The sequence below is a fragment of the Streptomyces sp. NPDC030245 genome (assembly GCF_055572995.1).
In genome coordinates, this window is the sequence record NZ_JBVICF010000003.1 from 152979 (window position 1) to 169175 (window position 16197).

Genomic DNA, 16197 nt, shown 5'->3' on the forward strand with positions numbered 1-16197 from the left:
CGGTCCGGCCCCGACTGCCTCGACCCGTCCCAGCTTGCCCCGGCCCCGACGGCCGCGCGACCCGTACCCTGGCCCCATGCAGACCCCGTCGGATCAGCAGGATCGGCACGACTACCCGTCGCACTGGGAAGCCGATGTGGTGCTGCGCGACGGAGGCACCGCCCGGATCAGGCCCATCACGGCCGAGGACGCGGACCGCCTGGTCAGCTTCTACGAACAGGTCTCGGACGAGTCGAAGTACTACCGCTTCTTCGCGCCCTACCCCCGGCTGTCCGCCAAGGACGTGCACCGCTTCACCCACCACGACCAGGTGGACCGGGTGGGCCTCGCGGCCACCGTGGGCGGTGAGTTCATCGCCACCGTGCGCTACGACCGCATCGACGAGCGCGGCATGGCCGCCAGCGCGCCCGCTGACGAGGCCGAGGTCGCCTTCCTCGTGCAGGACGCCCACCAGGGCCGCGGCGTCGCCTCCACACTCCTGGAGCACATCGCGGCCGTCGCCAGGGAGCGCGGCATCCGGCGCTTCGCCGCCGAGGTGCTGCCCGCCAACACCAAAATGATCAAGGTGTTCACGGACGCGGGCTACCAGCAGAAGCGCAGCTTCGAGGACGGCGTCGTACGCCTGGAGTTCGACCTGGAGCCGACCGCCCGCTCACTCGCCGTGCAGCGCGCCCGCGAACAGCGCGCCGAGGGACGGTCCGTGCAGCGCCTCCTGACACCCGGCTCGGTCGCGGTGATCGGCGTGGGCCGCGCCCCCGGCGGCGTGGGCCGCAGCGTGCTGGCCAACCTCCGGGAGTCCGGCTTCACCGGGCGCCTGTACGCGGTGAACAGCGCCTTCGAAGAGGAGGCCGAGGGGGCTGGCGTCGACGGTGTGCCCGCGCACCGCTCCGTGGCCGCCATCGAGGAGCCCGTGGACCTCGCGGTGGTCGCCGTGCCCGCCGAGCGCGTCCCCCAGGCCGTCGCCGAGTGCGGGGAGCGCGGCGTGCGCGGCCTCGTGGTCCTCTCCGCGGGCTACGGAGAGAGCGGCCCGCTCGGCCGCGAGCGCCAGCGCGAACTGGTGCGCCAGGCCCGGTCGTACGGCATGCGCATCATCGGCCCGAACGCCTTCGGCGTCATCAACACCTCTCCGGAGACACGGCTCAACGCCTCCCTCGCCCCGCAGTCACCCGCGCGCGGGCGCATCGGTCTGTTCACCCAGTCCGGCGCGATCGGGATCGCCCTGCTGTCCGGACTGCACCGGCGGGGCGCGGGCCTCTCCACGTTCGTCGGATCCGGCAACCGCGCCGACGTGTCCGGCAACGACCTGCTCCAGTACTGGTTCGAGGACCCCGACACCGACGTCACGCTGATGTACCTGGAGACCATCGGCAACCCGCGCAAGTTCACCCGTCTCGCACGGCGTTCGGCCACCACCAAGCCCCTCGTCGTCGTCCAGGGCGCCCGCCACAGCGGCATCACGCCGACCGGCCACGCCGTGCAGGCCACCCGCCTGCCGCACGCCACCGTCTCGGCGCTGCTGCGCCAGGCGGGCGTCATCCGCGTCGACACCGTCACGGAGATGGTCGACGCGGGGCTCCTGCTCGCCGGGCAGCCGCTGCCCTCCGGGCCCCGCGTGGGCATCCTCGGGAACTCCGAGTCCCTCGGCCTCCTCACGTACGACGCCTGCGTCGCCGACGGACTGCGGCCGCTGCCGCCCCGCGACCTCACCACGGCGGCGACCCCGGCCGACTTCCGCGCCGCGCTCGCCGAGGCGCTCTCGGACGACGGCTGCGACGCGGTGATCGTCAACGCGATCCCCTGGGTCGGCGAGGACGGGGCCGCCACCGACCCAGAGACGCTGGCCACGGAGCTGCGGGCCGCCGCCGCGGGATGCCCCGCCAAGCCCGTCGCCGTGGTCCACGTCGAGCTCGGCGGGCTCGCCGAGGCGCTGGCCGCCGCGGCCAGCACACGCCCCGACGCCCCCGCCCCGCCGACCGGCCGGCAGCCCGCCGAGGAAGCCGCCCCGGACACCCCGGAGGAGCAGGCTCCCGCCGCGGAGCAGTACCGCATCCCGGCCTACCCCGCCGCCGAGCGGGCCGTCCGCGCCCTCTCCGAAGCCGTCAAGTACGCGCAGTGGCGGCGCGAGGCCGCCGAGCCCGGGCGGGTGCCCGAGTACGACGACATCGACGAGAGCGGGGCCGCCGGCCGCATCGAGGAGCTGCTGGCCAAGGACGGCGACCCGCGCGGACTCACCCTCGCCCCGGCCGACGCCCACGAACTGCTCGGGCGCTACGGCATCCGCGTACGACAGGCCCTGCCCGCGCCCGGCCCCGACGCGGCGGCACAGGCCGCCCGCACCCTCGGCTACCCCGTCGCCCTGAAGACCACCGCCCCCCACTTGCGGCACCGCGCCGACCTCGGCGGAGTGCGCCTCGACCTCGCCGACGAGGAGCAACTGCGACGCGCCTACCAGGAGTTGACGGACGCCTTCGGCGGCCCCGCCGAGCTGCGTCCCGTCGTGCAGGGCATGGTGCCGCGCGGCGTCGACACCGTCGTGCGCGCGGTCATCGACCCGGCCGCCGGAGCGGTGCTCTCGTTCGGCCTCGCGGGCGCCGCGTCCGAACTGCTCGGCGACACCGCCCACCGCCTGGTCCCGGTCACCGACCGCGAGGCGGGCTCCATGGTCAGGTCCATCCGGACCGCACCGCTCCTGTTCGGCTGGCGAGGCTCCGCACCCGTCGACACCGCGGCACTCGAAGAGCTGCTCCAGCGGGTCTCCCGGCTCGTCGACGACCACCCCGAAGTGGTCACCGTCACCCTGGAGCCCGTCGTCGTCGCCCAGCGCGGCCTCTCCGTGCTCGACGCCTCGGTCCGGCTCGCACCCCCGCCCGCCCGCGACGACCTCGGTCCGCGCACCCTTCCCGGCTACTGAGGCCGCGGGGCACCGTGCGCCCCGCGCCTGGCCGTAGGATGGACGGCATGGCAAAGACCGGTACGACGACCCAGGGGCTGCGCGCGGCGATCGAGCGCAGCGGCTACTACCCGGCCCTCGTGGCCGAGGCGGTGGAGGCCGCGATCGGCGGCGAGGCCATCGGGTCCTACCTGGTCCACCAGGAGACGACGTTCGACGCCAACGAAGTGCGCCGGCATGTCACCGTCCTCGTCCTGACCGGCACGCGCTTCATCGTCAGCCACACCGACGAGCAGGCGGCGGACAGCACCTCCCCGACGCCGTACGCGACGACCTCCACCGAGTCGGTGAGGATCGGCCGCATCTCCTCGGTCGTGGTCAGCCGCGTCGTCGGCAACCCCGAGAAGTACGTGCCGGGCACCCCGCCCCGCGAGGTCGTCCTGACCATCGGCTGGGGCGCCGTGGCCCGCCTCGACCTGGAGCCCGCGGCCTGCGGCGACCCCAACTGCGAGGCCGACCACGGGTACACGGGCAGCTCGACCGCCGACGACCTGAGCCTGCGCGTCAGCGAGGCGGGCGACGGCCCCGACGCCGTGCGGCAGACCCTCGCCTTCGCCCAGGCCCTGTCCGAGGCGACCGCGGACACCGCCCGCTGATGTCGCTGCCCGCCTGGGACGACGTACAACCGCTCGCCCTCGACACCGCCCCCGTGCCCGCGTACGGCACCGGCTCGCTCGCCGACCTGCTGCCCACACTCGTCGCCCACCAGGGCGTCGACGGCTTCACGCCCGTCATCCCCGAACTCGCCCCGGCCGACCGGAACTGCGTCTTCCTGATCGACGGCCTCGGCTGGGAGCAGCTCAGGGCGCACCCGGCCGAGGCCCCCTTCCTGACCTCGCTGGTGCAGAGCTCGCGCGGCGGCACGGGACGGCCCGTCACCGCGGGCTTCCCCGCCACCACCGCGACCTCGCTCGCCTCCGTCGGCACGGGCCTGCCGCCCGGCACGCACGGCCTGCCCGGCTACACCGTCCGCGACCCCGCGACCGGCGAGCTGATGAACCAGCTCCGCTGGAACCCCTGGACCGACCCGCACGCGTGGCAGCCCTACCCCACCGTCTTCCAGCGGGCCCACGAAGCCGGTGTGCACACCGCGCAGGTCTCCTCCCCGACCTTCGAGCACACGCCGCTCACCAAGGTCGCCCTGAGCGGCGGTTCCTTCCGGGGCAGGGTCTCCGGAGAGGACCGCATGGACCTCGCCGCCGAACAACTGGCCGCCGGGGACCGCTCCTTGGTCTACACGTACTACGCGGAAGTGGACGGCAAGGGCCACCGCTTCGGTGTCGACTCCGACGCCTGGCGCGGCCAGCTCATGTACGTCGACCGGCTCGTCCAGCGCCTCGCCGAGCAGCTGCCCCCGCGCAGCGCCCTGTACGTCACCGCGGACCACGGCATGCTCGACATCCCCTTCGACGACGAGTCCCGCATCGACTTCGACGCGGACTGGGAGCTGCGCGCCGGCGTCGCCCTCCTCGGCGGCGAGGGCCGCGCCCGGCACGTCTACGCGGTGCCGGGTGCCGAGAACGACGTCCTGACGGTCTGGCGCGAGGTGCTCGGCGAGCAGTTCTGGGTGGCCGGACGGGACGAGGCGATCGCCGCGGGCTGGTTCGGTCCACACGTCGATGAGCGCGTGTACGGGCGCATCGGCGACGTCGTCGCGGCGGCCCACGCCGATGTGGCGATCATCGCCTCCGAGCGTGAGCCCAAGGAGTCGGCCCTGGTCGGCATGCACGGCTCCATGACCCCCGTGGAGCAGCTCGTCCCGCTCCTCGAAGTACGCTCCTGACCGCTCCGCCCCCGTCCACCCCTCTCCCCGAACCTCGAAAGGTCTTCGACCCCCCATGCCCGAGCTGGTGTTCTTCTCCGGAACGATGGACTGCGGAAAGAGCACGCTGGCTCTGCAGATCGAGCACAACCGCTCCGCCCGCGGGCTCCAGGGGATGATCTTCACTCGGGACGACCGCGCGGGCGAGGGCAAGCTCTCCTCCCGCCTCGGCCTCGTCACCGACGCGATCGAGGCCGCGGACGACTTCGACTTCTACGCCCACCTCGTCGACCACCTCTCGCAGGGCGGCCGCGCGGACTACGTGATCGCGGACGAGGCGCAGTTCCTGGCGCCGGACCAGATCGACCAGCTCGCCAGGATCGTCGACGACCTCGGCCTGGACGTCTTCGCGTTCGGCATCACCACGGACTTCCGCTCCAAGCTCTTCCCGGGCTCGCAGCGCCTGGTCGAACTCGCCGACCGCGTCGAGGTCCTCCAGGTCGAGGCGCTCTGCTGGTGCGGTGCCCGCGCCACCCACAACGCCCGCACGATAGGCGGCGAGATGGTCGTCGAGGGCGCCCAGGTCGTCGTGGGCGACGTCAACCAGTCGGCGGACGAGGTGGGGTACGAAGTGCTGTGCCGCCGCCATCACCGGCGCAGGACGACGGCGGCGACCGCGCGGGCGGGAGCCCTGTCGCCGGACGTGCTGCCGGTCGACGCGGCAGCGGCCGCGCCCGGCTCAGCCGTCCGTGTGTGAGCGTACGAGAGTGAAGGCCGCGCCCTCCGGGTCGGCGACCGTCGCCATCCGGCCGTAGCTGCCGGCCCAGGCCGGTCTGAGGACCTGGCCACCGAGGTCGAGGACCCGCTCCACCGCCTCGTCCACGTCGGCGACCTCGAAGTGCGTCATCCAGTGCGGGCCCCGGTCGCGCGGGAGCGCCTGGCCCACGCCGTGCACGCCCGCCACCGGCCGGCCGTCCACGCACAGCGTCACGTAGTCGAAGTCGGCGGAGACGACGGCCTCCGCGGTGCAGCCGAAGACGTTCTGGTAGAACTTCACGACGCTCGCCGTCTCCAGCGTCACCAGCTCGTTCCAGGTCGGCGTGCCGGGCCTGCCGACCACCGCGGTGCCCAGGTGGGCCGCCGCCTGCCAGACGCCGAACACGGCGCCCATCGGGTCCGACGCGATGATCAGCCGTCCGGCGTCACCCGCGTCGAGCGGACCGACGCCGACCGTGCCGCAGGAGTGCCGCACCGCCTCCGCCGTCGCGTCCGCGTCGTCCGTGGCCAGATAGGGCGTCCAGGCGATGGGCAGCTGACGTCCCGCGGGCAGCTGGCCGATGCCCGCCACCTCCTGGTCGTCGAGCAGGGCCCGCACATAGGGGCCGAGCTGCTGTGGTCCCGGTCGGAACTCCCACCCGAAGAGTGACCCGTAGAACTCCTGGGTCGCGCGCAGGTCGTGCGTCATCAGACTCACCCAGCAGGGCGTTCCGGGCTTGTCCCGCAGGCCGGTCCACGCACCGTCCCGCCGGACTTTTCCGAAGGGCTCCGACGAGCTCTGTCCAGACGAGCTCTGTTTGGGGGAGACCCCATTCGCCCGCGCCTCGGTCATCGTCACCCTCTCCTCGGTCTTCGTACGACCGCTCAGCCTTGTTCTCGAATGTGCGTACGATTCCGCGCGGACTCGCGCCCGTGCAGATGCTCGCACCGCCTGCCGTCACACGCGCCACGACGGCGCCGCTTGTCCGGCTTCTCGCGGTAGATGCCCGAATTCCCGCTTCTCATCCGTGAACAAAAGACGCGCGACAGTGACCGTCAGCCGTACAGGCCGTGCATGGTTCCATACGCCCCGTGATCGGGCGCCGTCCGGCGGGCAGGGTAGCCGGACCTTGGCGGCACGACCACCCCGTGCGCGAGGATGGGGCCATGAATGCCATCATCTCCGCATCCGAACTCGCGAGCGAGCTGGCGGGCGAGAATCCGCCGGTCGTGCTCGACGTCCGCTGGCAGCACGAGGGCTCCCTGCGCTCCGCCTACGAAGAAGGGCACATTCCGTCGGCTGTCTTCGTCGATCTGGACGCCGACCTGGCCGGTCCCGCGGGTTCCGGTGGCCGGCACCCGCTGCCCGACGTGGACCGGTTCGGTGCCGTGATGCGGGCGGCCGGGGTCTCGCAGGACCGGTCCGTCGTCGTCTACGACGGTGGCCAGAACTGGGCGGCGGCCCGCCTGTGGTGGATGCTGCGCTGGACGGGGCACGCGTCCGTCCGGGTCCTCGACGGCGGCATCGGCCTCTGGACGGGCCCGCTGGAGCGGGGCGCGGGTACGGCTGTGGCCGAGGGCTCCTTCGAGCCGGCCCCGAACAGCAAGGACCTGCTGGACGCGGACGCCGCAGCGGCCCTGGCACGCTCCGGGCTCCTCCTGGACGCCCGCGCCGCCGAGCGCTACCGCGGCGAGGTCGAGCCGATCGACCGCGTGGCCGGCCACATCCCGGGCGCGGTCTCGGCGCCGACCACGGAGAACGTCGCGGCGGACGGCCGCTTCAAGCCGGCCGACGAGCTGGCGGACCGCTTCAAGGCGCTCGGCACGTCCGGCACGTCCGAGGTCGGCGTCTACTGCGGCTCCGGCATCTCGGGCGCCCACGAGGTGCTCGCCCTCGCGGTGGCGGGCATTCCGGCCGCGCTGTACGTCGGCTCGTGGTCGGAGTGGTCGGCCGACCCGTCGCGGCCCGTGGCGACGGGCCCCGACCCGCAGTAGGAGACGGCCGGAGTAGGAAACGGCCGGCGTGGGAAACGGCCGGTCCCCGCACCCGATGGGCAGGGGGACCGGCCACCCGAGCATTACTCCTGCTTCTTGCGGCGGGTGCCGAAGACGATCTCGTCCCAGCTGGGGACCGCCGCGCGGCGGCCCGGCCGCACGCCGTCCGCCTCGGCCTGCCGGTCCGTGGAGCCGACGAGCCGGTCGCGGTGGCTCGCCACCGAGCGCGGCATGAGGACGTCCGCATAGGCCGCGCCGGCCCCGGCGGACGCCGCCGGGGGCTCCTCGGCGTCCGGCTCCTGCTCGGGCTCCTCCTGGGCGGGCGGCGGCAGCTCCGTAGTGGTCGCGGCCGTGGGGCGCTCGGGCACGACCATGTCGCCGCGGAAGCTCGGCACCGCCTCCAGGAGGCTGGTCAGGGAGTCGCGCTCCTGCTCGGCGACTGCGCCACCGGCCCCGGTGCCCTCCTCCGCCGGCTCGGCGGGCGGGGCGGGGATGCTCGGGCGGTCCAGCTGACGGTCGAGGGCGCGGTCGAGCGGCCGGTCGGCCGGGCGGTCCCTGGGGAGCCGCGCGATGCGCGGCACGAACGGGAAGCTCGGCTCGGGCGCGGAGATGTCGTCCGTCTCGCCGATCAGCGAGCGCGCCTCGTCGTCCACGGCCTGCACGAGCCGCCGGGGCGGGTCGTACGTCCAGCACGCGGAGTGCGGCTCGGCCGCGACGCGGTAGACGAGGAGGACTTCCCAGGTGCCGTCGTCGCGGCGCCAGGAGTCCCACTGGACGGTGTCCTTGTCGACGCCCCGCATCATCAGCCGCTCCTGCACGGCCTCGCCGAGCTGGGGGCCGGTGTTCTCACCGGGGCGGCGTACGGGCGTCTTCCGGGCGCGCTCCGCCATGAAGGCGCGCTCGGCGAGCACGGGCCCCTCGAAGCGGCGGACGCGATCGACGGGGATGCCCGCGAGCTGGGCCACTTCCTCGGCGCTGGCACCCGCGCGTATCCGCGCCTGGATGTCGCGCGGCCGGAGGTGGCTCTCCACCTCGATCTCGATCTGTCCGAGTCGGGGCCTGTCGCCGCGGACGGCCGCACGCAGCCGCTCGTCGATCGGAAGCGTGTACTCCGTGCTGTCCGCAGCCTTCAGCACCAGCCGTGTGCCGTCGTTGCTGACGGCCACGACACGCAGTTCGGGCATGGGGACCTCCCGGGTGGTGCCTGCCGACGTCACGTGCGTCGCTGCTTCCGCTAGTCGAGTGTGGCCTGCCCGGGTGCAGCCTGCCACAACCTTGCCGAGTTGCCCGGCGTGTCGGGCAGGGGCCCTGGATCGCCGTTATGGCACGGTAACCATTTTGCAACGCTAAGTGACGACCTTCGCCACCCTGTGCGGCCAGCCCCCCACCCGGCGGTTCTGGAAGGCCCCGGGCACCCTGGCGGGAGACCGGACCCAGGGCTCGCAACAGTACTCCATTCGGGCCACGGGGGTGGACCGCCGCGCCGCCGAAGTTCTCGTGGTGGAAGGGAGTTGGTGGTCGCCCCGTCGCACCGCGCCCGCGTGCGCGTGGCGCACTTCACGGAAAAGACAGAAACGGAACTAATCGCTTCGCCCATACGTCCCTGTCTCGTGTAGTCGGCCGAGAAAAGGTTGAGAAGCGCGAGAAAGCAGGCAAGGGTCGGAGATGCGTGAAAAGCCGGATTCCGGCAAGGAGTCGAAGGACCAGGAGGAGCCGGAGGAGAAGGGGCGCCTCGATCTGAGCGTGCCGCAGGTGGCGGGCAGCGCCATCGCCGCGGTCGTGGCGGCGAAGCTCGCCTCGAACCTCGGGGTCTACGGGACGATCCTCGGCGCCGGTGTCGTCAGCGCGATCGCGACCTGCGGCGGCACGGTCTTCCAGCACTTCTTCAAGCGTACGGGCGAGCAGATACGTGACGTCACGGTGCACGCCAAGCCGAAGGCGCGGCAGGTTCCGGTGCCGGCCGCGAAGCAGGTGCCCGCGACGTTCAGAACCGCCTCCTACACGGGAGCCGTCGGCGCGACGGGCCCCGTGACCACGACGTGGGGGAGGCCCCAGCCGACGGACCCGGGCGCCGACGCCGACGCGACCACGGTGCTGCCCACGGCGGGGGACGCGGATCCCACGACGGTGCTGCCCTCCGTGGCGGCCGGGCTCGACGCCGACGCGGACAGGACCCAGCTCCTCGGACCCGTGGACCCCGCGGAGCTGGACGCCACACAGTTGGTGCCCCGGGACGACGCCACGCGCGTGCTGCGCACCACGGGCCAGGACCCGGCGCCCTCCTACGAACCGCCGCTGCCGTCGGAGGAGTTCAGCGAGGGCACCACGCACCGCTCGCAGGTCCGCAGCTGGAAGCGGCCGTTGATCGCCGCGGCCGTCGTCTTCGGTGTCGCCATGGCGGGGATCACCACGTACGAAGTGGTCGACGGGAAGGACCTCAGCGGCGGCAAGGGCACCACGATCGGCAACGGCTTCTCGGGCCGCAACTCCTCTCCAAAGGAGCCGTCCACGCCTTCCGTGGAACCCTCCGGGCAGCCTTCGGACAACGGCACTCCGGAAACAGGTGACGGGTCGGGCAAGGACGGCGGCGCCACCCAGGACCCGAGCGGGACCGGCACCCCCACCCAGGGCAACGGCACGGGCAAGGGCACCGGGAACGGCAATGACTCCGGCTCCAAGGACGACCCGGACACCGGCAACGGCACGGACCCCGGCAAGGACCAGGGCGACGACTCCGGAGACGACGGTTCCAAGACGGACCCGACGCCCACGCCGCCCCCGACGTCCACTCCGTCGAGCGGCACGGGCACCGGCACGGACGGCGACGCCGAGCAGGGCGGGACCCCCACTCCGTAGAGCGGGGTTCAGTCGCCGAGGACCCGCCGCAGGTAGGCGTTGCCGAACAGGCGGTCCGGGTCGAGGCGGTCGCGCAGGGCCGTGAACTCGCCGAAGCGGGGGTACGCCTTCGCGAAGTACTCCGCGTCGCGCGTGTGCACCTTGCCCCAGTGCGGCCGCCCCTCGTGCGCGGTGAAAATCCGCTCGGCGGCCGCGAAGTACGCCTGGTACGGCGTGCCCCGGTACATGTGGACGGCGATGTAGGCGCTCTCCCGGCCCGAGGCCGTGGAGAGCGCCATGTCGTCCGCGGGGGCCGTGCGCACCTCCACGGGGAAGCTGATCCGCAGCCGCGAGCGGTCCACCATCGCCCGCAGCTCCCGCAGGGCCGGTACGAGGGCTTCGCGCGGGACGGCGTACTCCATCTCCATGAACCGCACGCGGCGCGGGCTGGTGAAGACCTTGTAGGGGATGTCCGTGTACGTACGCGCGGAGAGCGCCTTGCTGGAGACCTTGGCGATGCCGGGTATGGCGGCGGGGACGGCACGGCCGAGGGAATTGACCACCTGGAAGAGGCCGTTGGAGAGCAGTTCGTCCTCGACGAAGGCGCTGATCCTGCCGGGCGGCTCCGCCGGGCCAGGGCTGCGGTTGTTGCGCTTGGTGTTGCAGTTGCCGGTGTGCGGGAACCAGTAGAACTCGAAGTGCTCGTTCTCGGTGACGAGCGCGTCGAAGTCGTCGGTGACCCTGTCGAAGGTCATCGGCTCCTCGCGGGCCGTGAGGAAGAAGATCGGCTCCACGGCGAAGGTGATCGCGGTGATCACGCCGAGGGCGCCGAGTCCGACGCGGGCGGCGGCGAAGACTTCGGGGTTCTCCTCGGCGGAGCAGGTGAGGACCGTGCCGTCGGCGGTGACCAGTTCGAGTGCCGTGATCTGGGCGGCGATCGAGGCCGAGTCGCGGCCCGTGCCGTGCGTGCCGGTGCTGACCGCTCCGGAGACGGTCTGCTCCATGATGTCGCCCATGTTCGTGAGCGACAGGCCCTCGCGGGCCAGCGCCGCGTTCAGGCGCTTCAGGGGAGTACCCGCCCCGACGGTGACCGTGCCCGCCGCACGGTCGATGCCACGGATGCCCGTGAGCAGGTCGGGGCGTATGAGGACGCCGTCGGTCACCGCGGTCGCCGTGAAGGAGTGCCCGGAGCCGACCGGCTTCACCTTGAGGCCGTCGTCCTTGGCCCGGCGCAGCGCGGCGGACAGTTCGCCGACCGAGGCGGGGGTGACCTCCCTGGCCGGCCGCGCGGTGACGTTGCCCGCCCAGTTACGCCACGTCGCTGTGCTCTTCCCGCTGCCCGTGTCCGTACTCATGCGGCCCTCCCCGTTGCGGCACCGGCCTCGTCAGCCGGCGGTACCCAAGGAACCCGACCGCCACCGCGACGGCTCCGGAGATGCCCGGTACCCCGTACCCCGCCTCCGACCCCGCGGCGTCGATGACCCAGCCGGCCGCGGAGGAGCCGAGCGCGACGCCGACCGCGAGTCCCGTGCTCACCCACGTCATGCCCTCGGTCAGTTTCGCGCGTGGTACGTGCTGCTCGACGAGGGCCATCGTCGTGATCATCGTCGGTGCGATGGAGAGGCCCGCCACGAACAACGCCACGGCCAGCAACGGAAGGTTCCCGACCAGTTGAAGCGGGATCATACTCACGGCCATCGCGCAGACACCCAGCAGCCACCGGGGGGCGGGCGCCCCCTTGAAGTGCAGCAGCCCGAAAGCCGCGCCCGCCAGGCAGGAGCCGAGCGCGTAGACGGCGAGGACCAGGCTCGCCGCGGACTTGTGGCCCTGGTCCTCCGCGTACGCCACGGTGACCACGTCGACCGAACCGAAGATCGCGCCGGTCGCGACGAAGGTGAGGACGAGCACCTGAAGGCCCACGGAGCGCAGCGCCGACTCCTTGGTGTGGTGCTCGCGCGGGTGCGGCACCGGTTCGGTGGCCCGCTGGGCGGTCAGCCAGAACACGCCCACGGCGAGGAAGACGCCGGCGAGCAGCGGCCCCGCCTCGGGGAACCACACCGTGGACAGACCGATCGAGATGATCGGGCCGAAGATGAAGCAGACCTCGTCCACCACCGACTCGAACGAGTACGCCGTGTGGAGCTGCGGGGTGTTGCGGTACAGGACGGCCCAGCGCGCCCGGATCATCGAGCCCACGCTCGGCACGCAGCCGACCAGGGCGGCGAAGACGAACAGCGTCCAGTCCGGCGCCTCGAACTTCGCACAGAGCAACAGCCCGGCGACGGCGGCCAGGGACACCAGCGTCGCGGGCCGCAGCACACGGCGCTGGCCGTGCCGGTCCACAAGGCGCGAGATCTGCGGTCCGATCGCCGCGGCGGACAGCGCGACGGTCGCCGACAGGGCGCCCGCGAGGCCGTACCGCCCGGTGAGCTGGGACACCATGGTCACGATGCCGATGCCCATCATCGACAGCGGCATGCGGCCGAGGAACCCGGCGCTGGAGAAGGCCTTGGTGCCGGGGGCGGCGAATATGGCGCGGTAGGGGCTGGGCACGTGGACTCCGCTGAGGGACCGGAGCGGCTCCGGGGGAGGAGGGGCTCCGGTAAGGCGTAAAGATGGCCTATACAGCTTACGGCTCCGGGGCGGTCGGCCGCACCGTGTTTTTCCGGACGGCGGAGGCCGTTTTCCGCCTGTCAGTGGCGGGTGGCAGGATCGGAGACATGTCCGATGCGCTGGATCCCACTCCGTACGACGCCCTGCTGCTGCTCTCCTTCGGCGGCCCCGAAGGCCCGGACGACGTCGTCCCGTTCCTGGAGAACGTGACGCGTGGCCGCGGCATCCCCAAGGAGCGGCTCAAGGAGGTGGGGCAGCACTACTTCCTGTTCGGCGGGGTCAGCCCCATCAACGACCAGAACCGCGCCCTGCTCGACGCCCTGCGCAAGGACTTCGCGGAGCACGGCCTCGACCTGCCGATTTACTGGGGCAACCGCAACTGGGCGCCCTATCTGACCGACACGCTGCGCGAGATGGTCACCGCCGGCCACCGCCGCATCCTCGTCCTCGCCACCAGCGCGTACGCCTCGTACTCGGGCTGCCGCCAGTACCGCGAGAATCTCGCGGACTCCCTCGCCGTCCTGGAGTCCGAGGGACTGGAGCTGCCGAAGGTCGACAAGCTCCGGCACTACTTCAACCACCCCGGCTTCGTCCGCCCCATGATCGACGGCGTCCTGAAGTCCCTCGCCGACCTCCCCGACGACGTGCGGGAGGGCGCGCACCTCGCCTTCACCACGCACTCGATCCCGGACTCGGCGGCGGACACCTCGGGCCCGGTCGAGGAGCACGGCGACGGCGGTGCGTACGTGCGGGAGCACCTGGACGTGGCCCGGCTCATCGCCGACGCCGTCCGCGAGGAGACCGGCGTCGAGCACCCCTGGCAGCTCGTCTACCAGTCGCGCAGCGGCGCCCCGCACATCCCGTGGCTGGAGCCCGACATCTGCGACCACCTGGAGGAGCGGCACGCGGCGGGGGCACCCGCCGTGGTCATGGTCCCCATCGGCTTCGTCTCGGACCACATGGAGGTCCTGTACGACCTCGACACCGAGGCGAAGGCCAAGGCGGCGGAGCTGGGTCTGCCGGTGCGCCGCTCGGCGACCGTCGGCGCCGACCCGCGGTTCGCCGCGGCGATCCGGGAGCTGGTCCTGGAGCGGGCCGCCGCGGAGAGCGGCACGCCCGTCACGCCGTGCGCCCTGGGCTCCCTCGGTGCGAGCCACGACCTGTGCCCGGTGGGCTGCTGCCCCGCCCGCGCCCCCAAGCCCGCCGCCGCGGGCGCCGACAGCCCGTTCGCGTAAGGACCCGGAGTGAGTGATGTGACCGACCTCAAGGCAGAACTCCTCGCCGTCGCCCTGGAGGCCGCGCACCGCGCCGGGACCTTCCTGCGCGACGGCCGGCCCGACGACCTCGGCGTCGCCGCCACCAAGTCCAGCGCCGTCGATGTCGTGACCGAGATGGACATCGCCTCCGAGAAGCTGATCACCGACTTCCTCGCCGAGCGCAGGCCGGCCGACGGCGTGCTCGGCGAGGAGGGCGCGAGCTCCGAGGGCACCAGCGGTGTCCAGTGGGTCGTCGACCCCATCGACGGCACGGTCAACTACCTCTACGGACGCCCCGACTGGTCGGTGTCCGTCGCCGCCCGCAAGGACGGCGAGACGCTCGTCGGTGTCGTGCACGCCCCGATGCGCGGCGAGACCTACCGCGCGGTCCTCGGAGAGGGCGCCCACCTCGACGACAAACCCATCCGGGTGCGTCCGGCGCCGCCGCTCGACCGGGCGCTGATCGGCACCGGCTTCGGATACGTCGCCGAGCGCCGCGCCCAGCAGGCCGAGGTGGCGCGCCACCTGATCCCCGAGGTGCGGGACATCCGGCGCGCCGGGTCGGCCGCGATCGACCTCTGCGACGTGGCGGCGGGCCGCCTCGACGCGTACTACGAGCGGGGGCTCAACCCCTGGGACTTCGCGGCCGGTGACCTCGTGGCGCGGGAAGCGGGCGCCCTGACCGGTGGCCGCCCCGGAGAGCCCCTCTCGGGCGAGCTGGCCGTCGCGGCCCCGCCCGCCCTCTTCGAGACGCTCCAGGGCCTCCTGGAGGACCTCGGCGCCTGGCACGACTGAGACGGGGCGAGCCCCGCGCGCACGGAAGGGCCCCGGCACCTGATCCGCAGGTGCCGGGGCCCTTCCGCTCATGTCCAGAGGCGTCGGTCAGGCGTGGAGTGCGCCCACCTCGACGCCGTGCTCGGCGGCCAGGCGGTGGAGATCTTCCAGCTCCGCCAGCTCGACCTCGGCCAGGAAGTCGTCTCCCGTCTCACGGGCCTTCGTGAGGTCGGACTCCGTGGCCTCTATGCGCTGCAGGAGACCTGCGGTGAATGCGTCCATGGTTGCGCCCCCTCGGCTGGGTCGTGGGTCGATGGCACGGGGGTGTGCCCTCAAAGGAGTGGGGCGATCACGTCTCAAGCCGCTCGGGAGAAGCGGTTCGTGGCGCGCCACATACAAAGCGTGATCGCGGGTGTAAGGCCGTCCTCCCCTGGCTCCGTTCCGCAGAAACCTCAACCGGCGGAGAAAATCCCGCATTCCCGGGTGCCGGGCCCCGGGCCAGACCGCCTTACAGCCGGTTTATGGCCGAAAGGGGCAGGATGGAGGCCTACCCCAAGACAGACCTGCCCGCAGGGGCACAGAGGAAGGACAGCCACGTGCGCGTACTCGTCGTCGAGGACGAGCAGCTGCTCGCCGATGCGGTGGCCACCGGACTGCGCCGGGAGGCCATGGCCGTCGACGTCGTGTACGACGGAGCGGCCGCCCTGGAGCGCATCGGTGTCAACGACTACGACGTGGTGGTGCTCGACCGGGACCTCCCGCTCGTCCACGGCGACGACGTCTGCCGCAAGATCGTCGAGCTCGGCATGCCGACCCGCGTCCTGATGCTCACCGCGTCGGGCGACGTCAGCGACCGCGTCGAGGGCCTGGAGATCGGCGCCGACGACTACCTGCCCAAGCCGTTCGCGTTCAGCGAGCTCACGGCACGCGTGCGTGCCCTCGGGCGGCGCACCAGCGTGCCGCTGCCGCCCGTCCTGGAGCGCGCCGGGATCAAGCTCGACCCCAACCGCCGCGAGGTGTTCCGCGAGGGCCGGGAGATCCAGCTGGCCCCCAAGGAGTTCGCCGTCCTCGAAGTGCTGCTGCGCAGCGAGGGCGCGGTCGTCTCCGCGGAGCAGCTCCTGGAGAAGGCCTGGGACGAGAACACGGACCCGTTCACGAACGTCGTCCGGGTCACCGTCATGACCCTGCGCCGCAAGCTCGGCGAGCCGGCCGTCATCGTGACGGTGCCGGGCTCCGGCTACCGGATCTGACCGGCG

At 72.6% G+C, this 16197-nt stretch carries 14 protein-coding genes; 9 read left to right on the forward strand and 5 right to left on the reverse strand.

The features are described 5' to 3' along the window. Positions 1 to 76 precede the first annotated feature (76 nt). The 4 genes from ACZ4Z4_RS09255 to ACZ4Z4_RS09270 are packed head-to-tail and all read left to right on the forward strand — an operon-like array spanning position 77 to position 5469. The gene (locus ACZ4Z4_RS09255) at positions 77 to 2911 is read left to right on the forward strand and encodes a bifunctional acetate--CoA ligase family protein/GNAT family N-acetyltransferase (protein ID WP_468324462.1); all 2835 of its coding nucleotides are present in this window, start codon (positions 77 to 79) and stop codon (positions 2909 to 2911) included. Between the two features lie 47 nt (positions 2912 to 2958). After that, on the forward strand, positions 2959 to 3546 hold the full coding sequence (locus tag ACZ4Z4_RS09260) for a DUF5998 family protein (RefSeq protein WP_468324465.1): 588 nt from the start codon (positions 2959 to 2961) through the stop codon (positions 3544 to 3546). Beyond that, a complete protein-coding gene (locus ACZ4Z4_RS09265; protein ID WP_468324467.1) occupies positions 3546 to 4733 on the forward strand; it encodes an alkaline phosphatase family protein in 1188 nt (395 codons plus the stop codon). Before ACZ4Z4_RS09260 ends, ACZ4Z4_RS09265 begins: the two co-directional genes overlap by 1 nt. A gap of 55 nt (positions 4734 to 4788) precedes the next feature. Beyond that, complete coding sequence (locus tag ACZ4Z4_RS09270) at positions 4789 to 5469, forward strand: thymidine kinase (protein WP_468324470.1); 681 nt, start codon at positions 4789 to 4791, stop codon at positions 5467 to 5469. On the opposite strand, the gene ACZ4Z4_RS09275 is transcribed toward ACZ4Z4_RS09270, so the two are convergent. After that, positions 5452 to 6177 carry a VOC family protein gene (locus ACZ4Z4_RS09275; protein WP_468324473.1) on the reverse strand — a complete coding sequence of 242 codons (726 nt, stop codon included), beginning with the start codon at positions 6175 to 6177 and terminating at the stop codon, positions 5452 to 5454. The two genes, ACZ4Z4_RS09270 and ACZ4Z4_RS09275, sit on opposite strands and share 18 nt — an antisense overlap. Before the next feature lie 458 nt (positions 6178 to 6635). On the opposite strand from ACZ4Z4_RS09275, the gene ACZ4Z4_RS09280 reads away from it, so the two are divergent. Further along, entirely contained in the window at positions 6636 to 7463 is an 828-nt protein-coding gene (locus ACZ4Z4_RS09280) for a sulfurtransferase (RefSeq protein ID WP_468324475.1), read from the forward strand. Between the two features lie 83 nt (positions 7464 to 7546). Here the strand turns inward: ACZ4Z4_RS09280 and sepH are convergent, their stop codons facing one another. Continuing rightward, a complete protein-coding gene (sepH, locus tag ACZ4Z4_RS09285; protein ID WP_468324476.1) occupies positions 7547 to 8647 on the reverse strand; it encodes a septation protein SepH in 1101 nt (366 codons plus the stop codon). 481 nt (positions 8648 to 9128) lie between these two features. Between sepH and ACZ4Z4_RS09290 the strand changes: the two genes are divergently transcribed. Continuing rightward, positions 9129 to 10319 carry a hypothetical protein gene (locus ACZ4Z4_RS09290; protein ID WP_468324479.1) on the forward strand — a complete coding sequence of 397 codons (1191 nt, stop codon included), beginning with the start codon at positions 9129 to 9131 and terminating at the stop codon, positions 10317 to 10319. Between the two features lie 8 nt (positions 10320 to 10327). Here ACZ4Z4_RS09290 and ACZ4Z4_RS09295 read toward each other — a convergent pair whose 3' ends face one another. After that, positions 10328 to 11653, reverse strand: a complete 1326-nt coding sequence (locus ACZ4Z4_RS09295; protein ID WP_468324482.1) for a D-arabinono-1,4-lactone oxidase — start codon at positions 11651 to 11653, stop codon at positions 10328 to 10330. Next, the gene (locus tag ACZ4Z4_RS09300; RefSeq protein ID WP_468324483.1) at positions 11607 to 12851 is read right to left on the reverse strand and encodes an MFS transporter; all 1245 of its coding nucleotides are present in this window, start codon (positions 12849 to 12851) and stop codon (positions 11607 to 11609) included. The genes ACZ4Z4_RS09295 and ACZ4Z4_RS09300 overlap by 47 nt, the downstream gene beginning before the upstream one ends. A gap of 167 nt (positions 12852 to 13018) precedes the next feature. On the opposite strand from ACZ4Z4_RS09300, the gene ACZ4Z4_RS09305 reads away from it, so the two are divergent. Together ACZ4Z4_RS09305 and ACZ4Z4_RS09310 are read left to right on the forward strand one after the other, a co-directional pair. Next, a complete protein-coding gene (locus tag ACZ4Z4_RS09305; protein WP_468324486.1) occupies positions 13019 to 14146 on the forward strand; it encodes a ferrochelatase in 1128 nt (375 codons plus the stop codon). Positions 14147 to 14164: 18 nt separating this feature from the next. Beyond that, positions 14165 to 14962 carry an inositol monophosphatase family protein gene (locus ACZ4Z4_RS09310; RefSeq protein WP_468325739.1) on the forward strand — a complete coding sequence of 266 codons (798 nt, stop codon included), beginning with the start codon at positions 14165 to 14167 and terminating at the stop codon, positions 14960 to 14962. 87 nt (positions 14963 to 15049) lie between these two features. On the opposite strand, the gene ACZ4Z4_RS09315 is transcribed toward ACZ4Z4_RS09310, so the two are convergent. Continuing rightward, positions 15050 to 15223, reverse strand: coding sequence for a hypothetical protein (locus ACZ4Z4_RS09315; protein WP_361731879.1), 174 nt, complete (start codon positions 15221 to 15223; stop codon positions 15050 to 15052). 314 nt (positions 15224 to 15537) lie between these two features. Between ACZ4Z4_RS09315 and ACZ4Z4_RS09320 the strand changes: the two genes are divergently transcribed. Next, positions 15538 to 16191 (forward strand): response regulator transcription factor, encoded by a 654-nt coding sequence (locus ACZ4Z4_RS09320; RefSeq protein WP_062780089.1) that lies wholly within the window; start codon positions 15538 to 15540, stop codon positions 16189 to 16191. The last annotated feature ends 6 nt before the right edge of the window (positions 16192 to 16197 follow it).